This is a genomic window from Chondromyces crocatus (assembly GCF_001189295.1).
Classification (GTDB): domain Bacteria; phylum Myxococcota_A; class Polyangia; order Polyangiales; family Polyangiaceae; genus Chondromyces; species Chondromyces crocatus.
Genome location: NZ_CP012159.1, coordinates 3120533 through 3137510, shown reverse-complemented (window position 1 = coordinate 3137510; position 16978 = coordinate 3120533). Strand labels below are relative to the sequence as shown.

13 protein-coding genes are annotated in these 16978 nt (G+C 69.4%); 1 reads left to right on the top strand and 12 read right to left on the bottom strand.

Features of this window, described 5'->3' with window-relative positions; translation table 11 throughout:
- Positions 1 to 290: 290 nt before the first annotated feature.
- Positions 291 to 653: a hypothetical protein gene (locus tag CMC5_RS11640; RefSeq protein WP_156338472.1), complete on the bottom strand. Its 363-nt coding sequence runs from the start codon at positions 651 to 653 to the stop codon at positions 291 to 293.
- Positions 654 to 1160: 507 nt separating this feature from the next.
- On the opposite strand from CMC5_RS11640, the gene CMC5_RS42360 reads away from it, so the two are divergent.
- On the top strand, positions 1161 to 2027 hold the full coding sequence (locus CMC5_RS42360; protein WP_082362396.1) for a tachylectin-related carbohydrate-binding protein: 867 nt from the start codon (positions 1161 to 1163) through the stop codon (positions 2025 to 2027).
- 112 nt (positions 2028 to 2139) lie between these two features.
- Here the strand turns inward: CMC5_RS42360 and CMC5_RS11630 are convergent, their stop codons facing one another.
- The 11 genes from CMC5_RS11630 to CMC5_RS11580 form a co-directional block, all read right to left on the bottom strand.
- The gene (locus CMC5_RS11630; RefSeq protein ID WP_050430471.1) at positions 2140 to 3048 is read right to left on the bottom strand and encodes an NmrA family NAD(P)-binding protein; all 909 of its coding nucleotides are present in this window, start codon (positions 3046 to 3048) and stop codon (positions 2140 to 2142) included.
- 99 nt (positions 3049 to 3147) lie between these two features.
- A complete protein-coding gene (gene mxcH, locus CMC5_RS11625; protein WP_050430470.1) occupies positions 3148 to 5661 on the bottom strand; it encodes a TonB-dependent siderophore myxochelin receptor MxcH in 2514 nt (837 codons plus the stop codon).
- The gene (locus CMC5_RS11620; RefSeq protein WP_050430469.1) at positions 5658 to 6941 is read right to left on the bottom strand and encodes an MFS transporter; all 1284 of its coding nucleotides are present in this window, start codon (positions 6939 to 6941) and stop codon (positions 5658 to 5660) included. Before CMC5_RS11620 ends, mxcH begins: the two co-directional genes overlap by 4 nt.
- Complete coding sequence (locus CMC5_RS11615) at positions 6941 to 8242, bottom strand: lysine N(6)-hydroxylase/L-ornithine N(5)-oxygenase family protein (RefSeq protein ID WP_050430468.1); 1302 nt, start codon at positions 8240 to 8242, stop codon at positions 6941 to 6943. Before CMC5_RS11615 ends, CMC5_RS11620 begins: the two co-directional genes overlap by 1 nt.
- Positions 8239 to 10044 (bottom strand): IucA/IucC family protein, encoded by a 1806-nt coding sequence (locus CMC5_RS11610; protein WP_050430467.1) that lies wholly within the window; start codon positions 10042 to 10044, stop codon positions 8239 to 8241. The genes CMC5_RS11615 and CMC5_RS11610 overlap by 4 nt, the downstream gene beginning before the upstream one ends.
- Positions 10041 to 11033 (bottom strand): GNAT family N-acetyltransferase, encoded by a 993-nt coding sequence (locus CMC5_RS11605; RefSeq protein WP_050430466.1) that lies wholly within the window; start codon positions 11031 to 11033, stop codon positions 10041 to 10043. The genes CMC5_RS11610 and CMC5_RS11605 overlap by 4 nt, the downstream gene beginning before the upstream one ends.
- 16 nt (positions 11034 to 11049) lie before the next feature.
- Positions 11050 to 12819, bottom strand: a complete 1770-nt coding sequence (locus CMC5_RS11600; RefSeq protein ID WP_050430465.1) for an IucA/IucC family protein — start codon at positions 12817 to 12819, stop codon at positions 11050 to 11052.
- Positions 12803 to 14398 carry a PepSY-associated TM helix domain-containing protein gene (locus CMC5_RS11595; RefSeq protein ID WP_050430464.1) on the bottom strand — a complete coding sequence of 532 codons (1596 nt, stop codon included), beginning with the start codon at positions 14396 to 14398 and terminating at the stop codon, positions 12803 to 12805. The genes CMC5_RS11600 and CMC5_RS11595 overlap by 17 nt, the downstream gene beginning before the upstream one ends.
- A gap of 7 nt (positions 14399 to 14405) precedes the next feature.
- A complete protein-coding gene (locus tag CMC5_RS11590) occupies positions 14406 to 14669 on the bottom strand; it encodes a hypothetical protein (protein WP_156338471.1) in 264 nt (87 codons plus the stop codon).
- The gene (locus CMC5_RS11585; protein ID WP_050430462.1) at positions 14666 to 14962 is read right to left on the bottom strand and encodes a hypothetical protein; all 297 of its coding nucleotides are present in this window, start codon (positions 14960 to 14962) and stop codon (positions 14666 to 14668) included. Before CMC5_RS11585 ends, CMC5_RS11590 begins: the two co-directional genes overlap by 4 nt.
- Before the next feature lie 18 nt (positions 14963 to 14980).
- Complete coding sequence (locus CMC5_RS11580; protein WP_169796516.1) at positions 14981 to 16171, bottom strand: DUF4374 domain-containing protein; 1191 nt, start codon at positions 16169 to 16171, stop codon at positions 14981 to 14983.
- Positions 16172 to 16978: the final 807 nt, after the last annotated feature.

Genomic DNA, 16978 nt, shown 5'->3' with positions numbered 1-16978 from the left:
GGGGCACGGGGGGCCAGCAAGGAGGCGCCAGGCGATGCCTGCGAAAGACCCGACTTCATCCTGAACGCCATCAGGAGAAGGCACCTGGCTCCGATCGCGGTGCCGATGCGGAGCCGGTCGTCGGTTTTGTTCCAGGGAGACGCCCGCCCTGGCGTCAGCGGTCACGCTGGAGCGAGCGAGGCGAGACGAGGTGAACCACGACGGCGCTCAGCGACCTGCGCCCCCCCCACGGATCCGGTTCCTGCGGCGGGTGCCGTCGACGCTCCGCTACCGTCGAAGGTGGCGTTCAATCACCAGATGTACAGCGCATACCCGCCGTAGCAGGTGCCGCCATAGATGTTGCCGTAATTGCAGGAGTAGCCCGACCAGCGCCCCTGCGACCTGCCCGCCTGGCCATAGGCGTGGCAGTCGTTGTACGCGGTCCAGCCATTGAAGCAGTAGGCATAGATCGCCGAGCTGTCCTGCTCCCCCGGCGCTCGTGCGTCCTGCTCCTCGTCGCCCACGTCCGCCACGGCGAGCGCATCGACGTTCTCCCCCTGGACCTCCTGCGCCTCCTCGGTCGCGTCGACCTCGTCCCCCACGTAGGCCTCGTCCTCGACGGGCGCGCACGCTGCCATCGTCGATACGAGCATCAGGCCCAGCAAGCTAGTCACGGTGAATTTCATGGTCGTCTCCTCATTGCGAAACACGATGGGTTGACTGCTGGACACGAGCCGCCGCGCGCCTCGCCGTGGCGAGCCTCGCGATGTTCCCTCGTGCCGGTGAAACGCCTTCGCAAGCGAGATGCCAGCGCCCTCTCCACCGTGATTTCGCGGACAATGGCCTGGTTCACGGTGCCCCGGGTCGCGATGCGCAGCTCGACGCCGTGTCGGTCGGCGCGAGTCGCGCAACGATGGCGCAACCTGCGCTGCGCAGAGGGGGCCGCTGAGCGGGTCACCCAGGGTTCGATGCTCTCGCAGCGCCCGTCACCGACCAGCACGCTGCTTGCTGCTGGGCGGGAACGTCGGCTTCCGGATCGCCGTGGGAGAAGGCAGAGCAGGAACGCGGAGGGTCTTCACGAGGCGCTCGGGCCGCGCTGTCCCCCTCCCGCTTTCCTCATCCGGTCACCAGAATGAAAGCGGCGGCGTCGCTTTCTGGACCTCGGAAAAGAGGAGGGCGTCATGCTGGGCATTCGGATCGCTGCGGCAATCTTCGCGACAGTCTCTGGATTTCTGATGATGGTGACTCCAGGCCAAGCCGAAGCGGCGCAGGGCACCGTGATGTGGGGGGGACAAGGTGTCATCTACGGCGTTCTTCAAGACGGCAGGCTGCAATGGACTCAGCACAAGGGCTGGCAAACCGGCACCTTCGACTGGGCAGATGCGCCTCGCGGCGGTCGCAATGTCGGAACAGAATGGAACCTGTGCGCCCGCATCATCCCAGGTGGGGAGGGCATCCTGTATTGCATCCGGCACGACGGCAGGATGCACTGGCTCAGGCACAACGGCTGGCAAACGGGCACCTTCGACTGGACTCCGTCGGATGGCTCGCAGCGGGAAGTAGGGACGGGTTGGCAAATGTACCGTCACGTCTTCTCGGGTGGACATGGCGTCTTCTACGGTGTCCATGCCGACGGGAGGATGCAATGGTACCGGCACGATGGGTGGCTGACCGGGACGATGGACTGGACCGCTGGCGATGGCGGCCGCAACGTCGGCACCGGCTGGAATGTGTACAGCCAGATCTTCTCGGGCGGGAACGGCGTCATCTACGGCATCAAGCCCGATGGGACCATGCAATGGTACCGGCACAACGGCTGGCAGAATGGCACCCGCGAATGGACCGCAGGAGACGGCGGGCTGAACGTCGGCACCGGCTGGAACATGTACGACCATGTTTTCCCGGGAGCGAACGGCGTTGTCTATGGCATCAAGCCCAACGGCGACTTGCAATGGTACAGGCACGACGGTTGGTCGAGCGGCACGCGGGCCTGGACGGCCGGCAATGGGGGACGCAACGTCGGGACCGAGTGGAACGTGTTTCTCTGATTCATGGGGGAAGGGCACACGCTCCTGTCGCCCCGCCCCCGGGTGAAGCGGCCGCGACGCCGCGACCTGGAAGGTGGAGACAGGGTGGCGGCGCGGGTGCTGCGCTCAGCGCTCAGCGCTTCATGTGGACGCGCGCCCAGTCGGCGAAGGAGGTGAAGCCTTCGGGGACGAGGGCGGCAGTCGCCGCGAGGTGCGCGTCACGCTGCGGGCCGAAGTAGGTGAACTCGGCGAAGTACTGGAACATCTCGCGCAGCTCCCGGGCGCCCGGGAAGAAGCCGTCGTAGGTCTCCGGGGGGACCTGCACCACGGTGAGCTGGTGTCCGAGCCCGTTCAGCGTCGCCGCGAAGTCGTTCCAGGAGTACAGGCCGCCGCACACGGCGAGGACACTGCCGTCGGGGAGGCGGTCGCCTGCGCTGAAGGCGGCCGCGACGGCGCGCCCGACCTCGGAAACGTCGCCCGCGTGGATGACGCGCGGCGCGGGGTCGATCGGCACGGCCCAGCCGCTGCCGCCGCCAGGGAGCGGCTGAGGGGCGAGCAGGGTGAGGAAGTTCTGGAAGTAGAACGGCGCCTGCACGAGTGTGTGGCGCGCGAAGCCAGCGGCGCGGACCACGGCGTCGACGCGGGATTTGTCGGTGAAATGCGCGACATCGAGGCGGCCACCCGAGATGGACGCGACGTCGGGGAGGGTGGACCAGACGAGGTGCTCGACGCCCGCCGTCCGCGCCGCCTCGACGGCCGCGGCGCCCACCTCGGTCTCCCGCCCGGCTTGGCTGGGATCCCAGAAGTTCGTGACGAGGAAGGCGCCGTGAGCGCCGTCGAAGGCTGCGCGCAGGGTGCCCGGATCGAGCAGGTCGGCCGCGACGACCTCCACGCCGCGGGCCGCGAGCGCACGCCCTGCGTCGCTGTTCGGGTTGCGGCTCGCCACGCGGACGGTGAAATCGCCCCGAGCCAGCAGCGCTTCCACGACGCCCCCGCCTTGAGACCCCGTTCCGCCGACCACACTGATCACGCGCTTCGCCATCGTCGTCTCCTCTGCAAGGCACGGCGGTCGCCCGTCGTGTTCTCCGTTCCCCACCCGGCCCGGGTCATGCCCCGGCGCTGGCCGAGCGTCGAGGGTCCGTCAGAGCTCGAGGGTGCCCTTGAAGAAGATCGCTCTGCCAGGCCGCTGCGCGCCGAAGAAGTCGTAGAGCGTCTCGTCGGTGAGGTTCTGGATCTCCAGGCTGGAGGTGGTGGTGAGGGGGTCGCCGCGCAGCACGTAGGTGAGCGCGAGGGAATGCAGGAGCTGACTGGGGATCTGCTGCTTGGACTGGCGCTGGCCGCTGCTCTCCCAGGAGCGGAAGAACTCGTGGACGTAGCTCACGTAGTAGGTGAGCGCGGCCTCGTCGTTCGGGCTGGCGAGGCCGCGGTGCTGGAGGCGGGCGGAGGCGTTGGCGAGGAGCCAGGGGCGGTTCGGCATGCGGTCCCCAGCGAAGCGGGCGTAACTGCCCTCGGTGGCGGTGTTGCGGATGTCCTGGAAGGTGACGTTGCCGTCGAGGGCGAGGTGCTCGCCAGGGGAGGTCCAGCCGAGGGCGGCCTCGACGCCGAGGGCGCGGGCGGCGGCGATGTTCGCGTAGGTGGAGACGAGGTCGCTGGCGAGGAGGGCGATCATCTGGTCGATGTCGCGGAGGAAGCCGTTCACGTCGGCGCGGAAGCTGCCCGCGGTGCTGGGCGCGGTCTCGGCGGTGAGGCCGAGGTTCACGTTGTGGCTGGTCTCGGGCTGGAGGTCGAGGTTGGGGACGATGAGGACGCCGTTGCCGAAGATCTCGTCGGGGCGCGGGAGGCGGGTGGCGTACTCGTAGGAGGCCTTGGTCCAGAGCCAGTCGGTGAAGCGGAAGCGCAAGGCGTCGCCGGCGCCGAGCTGCTGCGTGGTGAGGTCGAAGGGGCGAGGTGGGGCGCCGGCGACGACCTCTTCGGAGGTGGTGCGGAGGAGGTAGTGCTTGGAGAAGAGGAGGTTCTGGAGGCGTCGGTCGACGAGCTCGGCCTGGTGCTCCAGGCCGGTGATGACGCGGAAGGTGTCGCGCGGGGCCGCGAGGGGGTCGTGCTCGCCGGTGAAGAGGCGGTCTTCGCCCTGGCCAGCGTTCAGGGTGGGGGCGATGGAGAGGCGGAGGGTGTGCTCGGGGGCGAGGAGCCAGCCGAGGTTGAGGCGGGCGAGGAAGCTGTCGTCCTGAAGGGTGCGTTCGCTCGGGCCGTTGCCCATCTCGCCAGGCCGGACACGAGGGCGAACGCGGTGGCCGAGCCAGTCGTAGACCCAGGGAGAGAGGTCCGTGAAGTGGGTGGTGCGGCGAGCGGCGCCGAGGAGGGCGGAGACGCTGAGGGGCGCGCCAGCGAGGGGGAAGGTGTGCTCGTAGCGAAGGGTGGCGCCGAGGGAGCTGCCGCCGTGGGTGACCTCGCCGTAAGGGACGGTCATGGTGGGGTTGTGCTGTAGCTCTTTGTCGTGGTCGGTGACGAAGAGGCGGGCGACGAGGCGGCGGGTCCAGGGGCGGCCGACGAGGCCGAGTTCGACGCTGGCGCCGCGGGCTGCGTAGGCGTCGTGGAAGCGGCGGGCCTGGAGGGGCTGGAAGCGTCCGCGGTCGTCGGGTTGCTCGACGTCGATGGTGTAGTCGTTGCGCGCGAGGTCGAGGAAGCCGCTGGCGGCGGCGAAGAGGCCGGTGGGGGCGTGGTGGTAGCGGCCAGCGAGGGTCCAGCGGTGGGTGCCGAAGGAGCCGATCTGGTAGGAGGCGCTGGCGCCCGTGCGGCGGTCGTGGTCGTCGGTGACGAGGTTGACGGCGCCGCCGAGGGCGTCGGTGCCGAGGTGGATGGGGACGACGCCGCGGTAGATGTCGACGCGGTCGACGAGGTTGACGGGGACGTTGGCGAGGCCGAGGCCGAAGCCGGCCATGTCGAGAGGAACGCCGTCGAGGAAGAAGCGGATCTGGTCGTCGGTGAGGCCGTTGAGGGAGAAGCGGGTGGTGGAGCCGAGGCCGCCGCTGCGGCGGACGCCGACGCCCTGGGTGCGGGCGACGAGCTGGCCGAGGTCGGCGCTCTCGCGGCGGGCGCGCTCGGTCTCGACGACCTGGACCGCGCTGGCGGACTGGCGGAGGCGGTCGGCGCGGGAGAGGCCCTGGACGGCGATCTCGAGGGGGGCAGGCGCGGTCGCGGTGGGGGTCGCGCTGCTCGCCGCAGGAGGCGGGAGGGGTCGTGGGGCGGTGGAGGGCGACGCGGGAGGGGGCGTGGTCGAGGGCGCGTCGTTCGCACGGAGGAGGTGCCGGTGGAGGATGCGCGCCGCGATGGGGGTGCCGTCGCGACGCGCGGGGGTGAAGCGCCAGCGCAGTGCGGAGCGGCGGATGGCGTCGCCGAGGGTCGGGTCGGTGGAGGCGACGAGTTCGGCCTCGACGACGGTCCCCTGGGCGTCGAGGGTGAGGCGGAGGTCGACGTGGCCTTCGAGGGTCTTCGGGTCCAGGTCCGGCGGGTAGTCCACCTCGGCAGGCTCGAGCAACGTCGGCATCGCGAGGGTGGCGGGAGACGAGGGCGAGGGGGCTTGCGCGCGCGCTGGGGCGGACGTGGCCGCGACCAGGAGAGCGAGGAGGGAGGAGAGGGTCCAGGCTGCGGGGCTCACGTGTTCCGGGCGCGCTGGGGGGCCGGGAGGCGGGTGCGGTCGCCGAGGCCGAGCACGATGAGCAGGGCGAGGAGGGCGGACGCGCCCGCGAGGAGGGAGGGCCAGGTGATGCCGAGGTGCTCGAAGGTGAAGCCGGCGATCATGGGGCCGAAGATGCGGCCGAAGGCGCCGGCGGCGTCGCGGAAGCCGAGGAGGAGGCCGCGCGACTCGGCGCGGGCGAGGGAGGCGACGAGGGCGGTGAGGCAGGTCTGGAGGACACCAGCGCCGACGACGAGGACGACGCTGCCGGCGAGCAAGGCGCCGAGGCTGCCCTGGAGGGCGCTGAAGCCCAGGCAGGCGGCGCCGGCGAGGAAGATGGCAAAGCCGAGGGCGGCAGCGCTCGCCTCGCCGAAGCGGGTGACGATGCGGCCGATGGCGAGGCCCTGGGCGAGGGCCATGCTGGCGCCCATGAGCATGAGCACCCAGCCCGTCTCCCAGGAGCCCCAGCCGAAGAGGCGCTTGGTGAAGAGGGCGAAGGTGGCCTGGATGCCGGTGTAGCCGAAGAAGAACAGGAAGCCGGCGACGAGGAGCCAGGCGAGGGTGGTGGTGGTGGTGTCGGAGGGCGTCCGGTCGGAGGGCGTCCGCGCGAGGCGTGAGTCGGCAGTGGACGGGAGGCGCGGACCGGCCGTGGAAGGAGCGCGCGCAGGGCTGCCACGTCGGCGTGCGGCGGGGATCTCGGGGACCCACCACGCGACGAGGAGAAGGTTCACGGCGGAGAGGATGGCCGTCACGAGGAACGGCAAGGTGGGCATGCGGTCGACGGCGAGGAGGGCGCCGATGGCCGGGCCGGCGACGAGGCCGAGGCTCGCAGCTGCGCTCAGGCGGCCCATGATCTTGGCGCGGTTCTCGGGGGTGACGAGATCGGCGACGTAGGCGTGGGCCGTGGAGAGGTTGGCCTTGGACATGCCCGCGATGGCGCGGGAGGTGAAGACCATGGCCAGGGTGTCGGCGCGCCAGAGGAGGGCGGCAGAGACGACGGAGCCAGCGATGGAGATCAGGAGGACGGGGCGCCGGCCGAAGCGATCGCTGAGGCGGCCGAGCACCGGGGAAAAGGCGAGCTGCGCGATGGAGAAGGTGGTGGCGAGGAGCGCGACTTCCGCAGCGGATGCGCCCATGGCCTCGGTGAAATAGGGGAGGACGGGGAGGATGATCCCGAAGCCGACCAGATCGAGGAAGATCGTGAACGCGACGGCGACGAGGGCGCGGACCGCGTCTCGGTCCTGGCTGGGATCGCGGGTCATCACGCGCCGAAGGCCTGCCTCTGGGGCTCGGAGGCGCTGCCCCAGCGGACGAAGCCTGCGCTGGCGTCGACGTCGAAGATGGGGCGGCCGAGGAGGTGGTTGATGATCACGCCGGAGCGCCACGCGGCGAGGCTGAGCTGGGACTCGGCAATGCCGTGGGAGTAGCGGCCGAGGTTGAGGCCGTAGATGCGGTTGTCGGGAGGGCCGTCCCACTGGACGTCGAAGGCTCTGCCGAGCTGGAGGCGCCCGTGCTCGTCGAGGTGGAGGCGGCTTTGCAAGGGTTCGAGGTAGGCGGGGAGGCGCTCGACGAAGCCGGTGCAGAGGATGATGGCGTCGACGGTGTGGCGCTCCCGGGAGCCGTCGAGGCGGTTGTGGGTGGTGATGCCCAGCTCTTCGCCGTTCTTCTGGACCTCGATCATGTCGCGGGCCGGGAGGAGGCTGACCTCTTTCGGGTCTCCGGAGACGCGCAGTTCGTAGAGTTCGCGGTAGATCTCGCGGAGGGTGCTCGGGGAGATGCCGTCGCCCGCGAGCTTCTGCTGCTCGACGAGGGCCCGGCGGCGCCCGGCGTCGAGCGTGTGGAACATGCGGACGTAGTCGGGCATGAACAGCTCGTTGGTGAACGGGGTCTCGTCGAGGGGCTCGAAGTTGAGGCGGCGCGAGACCCACAGCACTTCGCGGGGCGTTCCCCAGTGGTTGCGCACGGTGTTGAGGAAGACCTCGGCGCCGGTCTGGCCGCCGCCGACGATGGCGACGCGGGCGCCAGCGAGGTTGGTCTTCCGGGCGAGGATGTTGATGGCGTGGAAGCAGCGGTCTCCGACGACCGAGGCGACGGCTTCGGGGATGTGGGGGATGCGGCCGGAGCCGAGGCTGACGTTGCGGGCGCGCACGGCGCCGGTGGAGGTGCGGACGAGGAAGTGGTCGTCGACGAACTGGAGCTCCTGGACGTCGGTGCCGAAGCGGAGGGTATCGAGCTGGCTGGTGACCCAGCCCATGTAGTCGGTGAATTCCTGTCGGCCGACGGTCTCCACGCTCGCGGAGAGGAAGGGGTAGAACTTGCCGGTGTTGACCAGGTAGTTGACGAACGAGTAGGGGCTCGTCGGTCGCACGGCGGTGACGAGGTCCTTGAGGAAGGACGTCTGCATCCTGGCCTCGCGGAACATGAGGCCGGGGTGCCAGTCGAAGCGCGGCTTGCGCTCGAAGAACACCGCCTCGGCGGCGGGGATCTCCTTCAGCAAGGCGGCGATGCTGAGGTTGAACGGGCCGATCCCGATTCCAGCGATGTCTGCGACTTTCTTGTTCACGGGGGTGCTCCTTCGTCGTGATCGCTCGTGGCCAGGGGGTTCTCGAGCGGGTCGCCCAGATCGGGCAGGGGGCGTTCGCTGCTGTCGCCGTAGCCAATGCGGAAACGCGCGCGGTTGATGCAGATGCGCTCCATCTGCGGGCGGAAGAGGTCGAACATGGCGAAGCGCTCGGCGAGCGCGGGGTTTTCGTCCTGGTAGCGGCGGAGGGCGCCAGCGAGCAGGCGGTAGAAGGTGCGCTCGGGGAAGCCGAGTTTGCGCTCGGCGATGGAGGACACGAAGCGGAGGACGGTGACGAAATGCCCCGTGTACAGGTCGTGGAGGAGGTGCGCGCTGGGGAGCCGGGTGAGGGCGGCAGAGGCGGCGGGAGGGAGGGTCCGGAACTCGTCGAGGGGGCGATCGACGAGGCGGACGTCGCCGTGGAAGTCCTTGAGGACCATGCCGTGGGGTCTATCGGCGTCGAGGACGAGACCGAGGTTCTGGCCGTGGGCGATGATGCCGAGGCCGTGGCGGCAGAGGAGGTGGTAGAGGGGGACGGCGGCGCGCTCGAAGAAGGCGGTCAGCCAGCGCTCGACGGAGAGGCCGGAGCGGCGTACGTACTCGGCGAGGAGGGGGCGGCCTTCGAGGTCGCACTGGTAGAGGGCCGCGGCCGGGACGACGCGCTCGCCGGTGCGCACGCGGGCAGGGGCGCTCTCGCGCCAGACGGCGCCGAGCAGCTCGTGGTAGCGGTACGGAGCGTCGGGGACGCTGGCGTAAGCGGGGTGTGGGCAGTGAACGCCAGCGAGGTCGCGGAGGACGACGGTGCCGCGCTCGACGAGGAAGGGGTCGCGCGCAGCGATGTCGGCGACCCAGCCGGAGATGGCGGAGCCCGCCTCGACGAACTTGGCGGGGATGCCGCGATGGCAAGAGGTGTTGAGGATGGAGACGGCGAGCTTGACGTCGGGCGAGGTGGGGCGATCGATGTTGGCGAGGGTGCGGATCGACTGCTGGGGGAGGTAGCGGTCGCCGCGCACGCCGAGGTCGACGAGCGCGCCAGACGCGAGGAGAGGGGCGTACTGAGGCCGGATGTAGCGGTCCCACTGCCAGGGGTGGACGGGGAGCACCGTGTCCTGGTCGAGGTCGAGCCCACGGGCGGCGGCACGGGTTCGCAGGTCGGCGAGGTCGGTCTCGGCCATGCAGGTGCGCAGGAGGCTGAGAGGCTCCACCTGGGGCGCGAGGACGACGCGCGCGCCGCCACGGCGGACGGCGAGCCAGCGCAAGGGGAACGGAGCGGCCGACTCGGGGGCGTAGGCCGCGAGCTCGGAGGCGCCCCAGCCGAGGCGGCCACGGTTGGCGACGGCCTTGGGGTGCGCGTCGAGCAGCGGATCCAGCGCGGCCCCCGCGAGGTCGGCCATGGCCTCGGCGTTCGTGGTGGCGAGGCGCCGTCGCTGCGCGGCCTCGGAGAAGATGGTGTTGTGGATCTCTTCGAGGAGATGCCCCGCGGTGATGTCGTTCAGGCGGAGTTCCTGGCGGGCGTCCACGAGGAACGCCGCGCATCCAGCGGGCGCCTCGCCGTCGTCGCGCAGATGGGTCACCGAGAGCGGGTCGACGTCGAGTGAGGACCAGATGGAGCGGCGCGCCGCAAAGCGGTAACGGGCGCCGCTCGCCAGCTCGACGAGGAAGCCTCCGTCGTTGCCCTCCGTCAAGGGAACAGGGCGGAGCACGCCTTCGTAGACCAGCTCGCCGAGGAGCTTGGCCAGCACGCGTCGCTCCGCGAGCGGCCAGTGCGGATCGTCGGCGAGGATGTCCTCGGAGGCCCCGCTCATAGCTGGAAGCTCCCGAAGAAGCGGTCGCGGCTCATCATCATGAGGACGGCGCGCTTGTGAGGGAAATCGAACTCTTTGACGATCTCCCACGGGGTGCTCTTCGCCCAGTTCTTCACCCGCACCTGGTCGACCCTCGGCTCGCCGACCAGACGCATCGTGCGCGGCTCGTCGAGGTAGAGCAGGTGGGCCATGCTCAGGAACCAGACGCGACCGAGCCCCTGGAAGCGATAGCGCGACTCACCGACGGCCATGTGGAAGCCGCGGTCGTAATCGTCTGCCTCGTAATGAGGGCCGAGACGATCTTCCTTGCTCCAGTACATCTCGAAGTAGGCGAACGGCTCTCCGTCGAAGTAGCCGATGGCGGGAAGCATGTGCGGATCAGCAAACTTTTCGAGGATGTACTCGCGGAGCTTCTCCCGCGAGAACGCCATCTCCCAGAAGACGGCGACCTCGGGGTCGTTCATCCAGCGGTGAAAGAGATCGAAATGCTCGTCGAGGTCGAAGTTTCGGACCTCGAAGGTGATGTTCGCCTGTGCGCAGTGGCGTTTGAAGAGCACGCGGTCGGTCGGCTTGGTGCGCTCGGGGTGCCGGATTCCCTTGGTCTCGGTGTACGAGTGCGGAAGCGGGTAGCGATCGCCCCGGTGATGCCACAGGTCCGGGACCTGGTAAAAGGAGTGGCGGCGGTGGGTGGTGGTCGACGTGCCGGCCGCGACCTCGATGGCCCGGGCGCCCGGGAAGCGCGCGAACAGAGCATCCACCAGCGATAGCCGTTCCACGTGGGAGGACGCACCGTCGGCGAAGCGCAGGCCCACGGCCTCCCCTCCTGGATGCACCTCCACCTGGAAGGCGTGCGCGCCAAAGCGGCCGTGGGCACGGGTGGCTCCCTCGGTGCCCGCGGGCTCCAGCGGACCCAGCTCGGCGTGGCAGCGGGCGAGAACGAGGTTCTCGATGGTCAACCGGCTCGGCTTGGAATCGTCTGTCTTGTCCATGTTCACCTCGGTGCGCTCACGCGGTGTGCGCGAGGCGGAGTGGGTTGTCGACCTGGTGATAAATCTCGAGCGGGTCGTCGATCGTCGATTCGTTGATCGCGCGCAAGCAGCAGAAGAAGTTGCCCTTCGACCAGAGCCGCGGTGAATCCAGCAGGTAATCGAGGCAGCCGCGATCGCGCAGGGGGCGATGGCGCAGGTCGTCGAGGAAGCTGCGGAGCACGGCGAGGAGTTCCTGCTCGGCGGTCAGCTCGTCGATCGAGAGGGAGGCGATCACGTTGAAGACGGCATTGATCACGACCGAGTACGAGAAGAAGTAATCGGCGCGCTCACCGCTGAAGGTGTTGGCAGCAATCGCCTCGGCGTCCGCCTCGAAGACGCGGACGGCGACGTCGCTGTACGCGGTCCCCTGGCAGTCCCGGAACCAGACGCGTTCGGGCATCCCGTCGCGGAGACGGAGGATGAGGTTCTGCTGGTGGGCGCTGAGGAGCAGCCCGTAATCGCTGCGTGCGATGAGCATGGGTTCCAGCACCACGTCGAGGAAGGCGCGGAACCACTGGAGCGCCGCCTGCGAGGGGGAGCGCCCTTCGGCGCGCGCCCGGGTGCCAATCTGGTGCGCGAGGCGGCTCACGCCACGCCGAGGGTGGTCCTGGAGCAGGGTTGCCAGCATGGTGGTGTCGGACCAGCCCGTCCCCTGGAACGGGTTCTCCCGGAAGGCGACGGTGGTCTCTTCGAGCGGGCTGCCGTCGTCGCCGCGGAGGCCGAGGTAAAGAGGCTCCGGCAGGATGTGGAAGCGGGGGTAGCGGCGAGCGAGTTCCTGTCCCTGGGGCGTGGTGAGCACCCGGGAGAGCAAGAGGCCGCGCTCCAGCTCGGCAACGCTGAGCGTGCGGAGCGAGTTCGTGAGGCGCAGGCTGGTGCTGAACTTCAGCATCCAGGGCGAGTGCGCCGAGTACACCGTGCGCAGCGACGAGGTGGCCGTCCAGGAGCCCCCCTGCGCGCCCAGGTCGAGGAGGTCCTCCCGGGCGAGGCAGCGCTGCACGGGCTCCGAGCTGGCCCACCGCGTGACCTGCCAGGGGTGCGCCGGGAGCAGGGCGTAGCCCTCGGGTGCCACCGGGAGGTCGGCGTCGTGGGGGACAGACTCGGCGCCGAGGAGCTGCCGCACGGCGTCGTCGGGCGAGGCGGCGCCCTCCACACTGCGCGCGACCCAGCGCTCCTTGCGGACCGCGAACCAGCGCAGCGGGAAGGCGCCCGCGAGTTCGGGCGCGTAGAGGCGGGCGTCGGCGTCCGAGAGGCCGTCGCGCGATTTCGGGGTGGGGTGGATCGAGTGCCCGGTGAGCAGCGCTTGCTCGGCCTCGATGAAATCGAGGGGCGCGGAGAAGATGCGCTCGAGGTCACCTGTGCGCGCCTCCAGGTTCAGCACGATGTTCTGCGCGCTCGAGAGCACCCGAGGCAAAAAGCGCTGCACCTCGTCGCGCGTCACCCGGCCGACGATGTCGGGCTCCTGCACGATGAGGGTGGCCAGCTCCTGGAACGGGACCGGGCGCACCGCGCCATCGCGCTCCCGCAGCCGCGCCGGCGACAGCAAGCGGTGACGTCCCGCGCGCGACAACCGCCGCACGGGCACGTAGAGCACGGCCTCGTGCGACCGCAGGGGGATCTCCACGGCGCGGCGGGCCTGCCCCTCCACCAGGGCCGCGGTCTCGTCGCCCTCGACGAGTCGCCAGCCGGTCCATTCACGGAGCAGCGCGTTCAGGAAGGCACTGACCGACGGATCAAACACTTCGTTCATCGCTCGTCTCCAGAGGACGGCAGATCGCCGTCAGCGGGGCTGGGGTGGGCGGCGTGGCGCTGCGCCGAGGGCCGCTCTGGGGCGCGTCGCCGAGCCGACGGATCACGAGGCCTGCCCCGAACAGCAGGGCGCCCGCGAAGAGCAGGCCCAGGTCCGGGCCGAAGAGGAAGCCAGGTGCGCGCGGATCGAAGGGGAGGCGGCCGTGGCGGAGCCCGTCGACCACCGGCGCGAGCGAGAGCAGGCTGCCCGCGGCGAGCAGCAGGTGCGTCGCCGAGGTGACCGCCGAGCGCGCTGCCAGCCCGTAGGTCACGGCGGCGGCCCAGGCGAAGTAGAAGGCGCGATGCTCCCACTCCACGCGGTCCGAGAGACCGTCCGGGAGCAGCTGATTCGCGAGAAACAGCGCCGCGACCGCAAGACACAGCCCCGCGCAGCCACCGGAGGTGACCCGGACGATCACGATGTCACCGAGCCCGAACCCGCGCTTCCGGCGTCGCTCGATCCAGATGATGTTGCCGGTCACGATCGTGATCGCCGCGAGGAGGGACAGCAGCGCGTACGCCGCCTTCACCACGCTCCCGCCGTAGCTCCCGAAGTGCAGGGAGGAGACGACCTCCATCGCCCGCGCGTAGGTGCTGTGGCCCCCGGGCTGTCGCACGAAGAGCACCGCCCCGTCGTGACCGGAGAAGCGCACGCTGGTCTGCTGCAGGAACCGCTCGCCCTGCTCTCCGCGCACATCGACCACCCCACCCCGATCGCCCAGGTTGCGGAAGATGAGTTCACTGTGCCGCGCCAGGGGCAGCAGCTCGCGCGCCCGGGCCATGATTGCGCGGATATCGGGGACCTCGCCCGGCGTGCCGACCCGCGCCACCCGGGGACCCAGCGACAGCGCATGATCCAGCGCGCCCCGATCTCCGCCGAGCGTCGTCTGCACGAAGAACGGCCCCACCGCCGACTGCAGGCACAGCACCGCGCCGGTCCACGCAATCACCAGCAAGAACGGCAGGCCGATCACCCCCACCACCTTGTGCGCGTCCGAGCTGGAGAGCCGGAGCCGCAGCTTCGGGCGGAACCGCGCCAGCTCCGGCAACAGCTTGTCGAACTGGATGACCAGGCCCGACGCCAGGATGAAGAGCATCACCGTCGCGGCGACCCCGGCGAGATAGATCCCGCCGCGGATCGGCCCGATGAAGTGCATGAGGTACAGGAAGTACCCAAGGTCGCTGCGCGTGGGGATGTGCGCACCCGTCGCCGGATCGATCCACGTGAACTGCCGCAAGTCGGACCGATCCCGCGTCGCCAGCAGGATCCAGGGCACGTGCTCGTCGGGCAGATCCATGTCCAGCCGCACGGCGCCGCGCGCCGCCTGCTGGGCCACCGCCTCCTGCACCCGGTCGAGGACCTGCGCCTCCGAAGCCGGCACGGCGCTCCGCAACCGGGGCTCCTGCCAGCGTCCGAAGTCCTCCCAGTACAGCGCGAACGCGCCCAGGAAGAAGGTCACGAACAGCACGACGGAGACGAGCATCCCGGTCCATGCGTGGGCCGACCAGAAGGCCGCGAAGGTGCGCTCGGAGACCTTCATGCCCGCCTCACTTCAGGCGATGGACCAGGAGTGAGAAGGCGATCAGCGCGAAGCAGATCACCCAGGCCCGCCCGCTGCTCCGACTCCACCAGGCCAGGCACGCCGCAGCGGCCATCACAGGAAATACCGAGAGCATCGCCGTGAGCAGCCGGACGTCCGGCGAGCCCGGCATGAGGGTCGTGAGCACCACGACCAGCACGAAGGCCGTCAGCGGCGCCCCCAGCAGCGCGACGGTGACGTGCGCCCATCGACGCCCACCTTCCACTTTCACGCCCAGCTCCCGACGACATACAGCCACAGCCCTGCAAGAACGACTTCGACCACCAGCCAGCTGCGCTTCGGCGACAGCGGCACCACGAGCGCGAGAAGCGACAGCCACGCCATGATCAGTGCAAGCGCGCTCGCCACCCCCGCGCCTGGCCCATGGCTCCACGCGAAGGCGCAGGTCCCACCGACGCACAGCAGCGCCCCGGCCAGACGCATCCAGGGATGCCTCGCGGGGGTCTGCTCGGACAGTGCCCCGTAGAGAAGAGATACCCCCGTCAGCAGCAGCGCCGTGCCCATGGCTCGCTCCTGCTGCCGTCAGCGCAGCTTGTACAGGTCGCGCATCAGGCCTTCCATCACGAAGTGGGACTGGATCCGGCTCTCGTCCGGATCGACCTCATAGATGGTGCTCGTGGCGCCATCCTCCGTCTCACCGATGAAGACCCTCCCATCGAGTGTCACCCCACCGAACGCATTCATCGAGAAGGGCGCGCCCGGCACCTCTTCCGCGCGAACGGTGTCCCCAAGCTCGATGCGCCATAGCTTGAACGCCGGCTGGTACCAGAGCTTGTAGCCCGAGGTGTCGGTCCCGGGAGGGATCTGGTCCGGGTAGAACATCTTCGCGACCCCCACACCGCCGCCGGCGTACCAGAGGGGCGTCACCACCTCCTTCCCGCCCGTGATCGCCTGGATTTCCGTGTAGAAATCCGGGTCGAAGGTGGTCTCGCCCGGCAAAATGCGCAGGATGCAGTTCTTCGGCGGCGGCGTCATGCGCTGCGTCGCATAGAGCTGCGCGAGGTAACTCCGCCCGTCGGCGAGCACATACAGGGTGCCATCGTCTGCAATGGCGGGCTGCGAAGCCCCCACGCAACGATCATCGTGCGCATCCGCGACGACCACGTCGCCATCGGTGTCGATCTGGACCAGCCCGACCTCGTGCAGGATCTCGCCAGCGGCGAAGTTCACGTAGCGCAATGGGGTGTAGACCCGATTGCCTGCACGATTCGGGTAATAAATCTCGATGTCGAATCCCTCGCGCTTCAGCGGCGCGAGATCGATTTCACCATCGATTTCCATCGTCGAGGGGTTCCAGACGATGATTTTGTAGACGCCCTCGGCCATGAGGTACGCCTTGTTCTCGGCGAGGAAGATGTTGCCGGCGGGAATGCTCGTGAGCCCGAAGGACAGGAAGCTCACCCGACCGGAGGGCTGGAGCACGCCCGCCTCGTCAGGCACGTACTTCTCGATGGTGGGCTCCTCGTCGAGCCCGATGAAGACGGCACCGCCGTGCGCCCAGTGACGGGAGTTGCCGGCGAATTCGAGCGCATTCTCGTTGGTCGTGTCCTCGTCGAGGCTCCGGAGCGTCTGGACCAGGAGCGTGCGCCCCTCGGGGCTCTGCACGATCGACCCGACCGAGTAGAGCTCTGCAGCGGGCTCCGTGGACACGCCGTCGCGCCCGGCGTCGCTACAACCGAGCGTCCCCCCCGCGAGAGATCCAACGAGGCTCATTGAAACAGCGAACGATGCGATCTGCTCCCGGAGATGGTGATTGCGCGGCATGACGGCTCCTGAAGGCAATGGGAGGGAACCGTGAGGGGGCGCAGTAGGCGTCCTCCCCTCCGGCGGCGCGCAAATTGTTGAAAACGAAGTTCAAAGTCAAGCTCGTTGTGGGCCAGCTTGGATGCGTCGTGTCATACATCGTCCCCCTGTTTCAAAGTCCCAATCTCACCGGAACGCAACGACGCTTCTGGACGGAAACGTCGAGGTTCACGGCAACATCTGGCGGGTTGCGCGGACACTCCCCCGCCGCGAACGTTGAGCACGCCGCGCTGCTCCGGACGGTCGCGGTGCGTCCACGCGGTGTCGGCTCCCGGCCGCCAGCGCATGGCGCACGTGGCGAAGCATTCTCTCGGGACTCGATATCAGGAGGCGCTCGGCACGAGGCGGCATTGCAGGACGTGCAGCGCGCTGCCCTTCACCCGCAGCACGCTACCGTCCTGCCTCACCCGCGCGGGGGGTCGCTGAAGACTTGCTCGCTCAGCGCGCGCTCGTCGGCGGGGCGGGGGCCGGATCCGCGAAAGCTTCGACGTTGAGAGACACCTTGCGCGCGTCCTGGCGATCGAGCACCACGGCGACCCAGGAGCCAGGTTGAACGCGCGAAGCCCAGCGAAGGGGCACGTTCACGTCGATGATGGTGGAGAAGGGCTCTTTCTGGGGAGGATGCACGGCAGATGGAGGGCGTAACAGGCGCTCCCCTTGACGCCCACGCAGGAACCATCCGGGGCCCGTGTGATCTCGGCAATGGCCGGCTCGCCG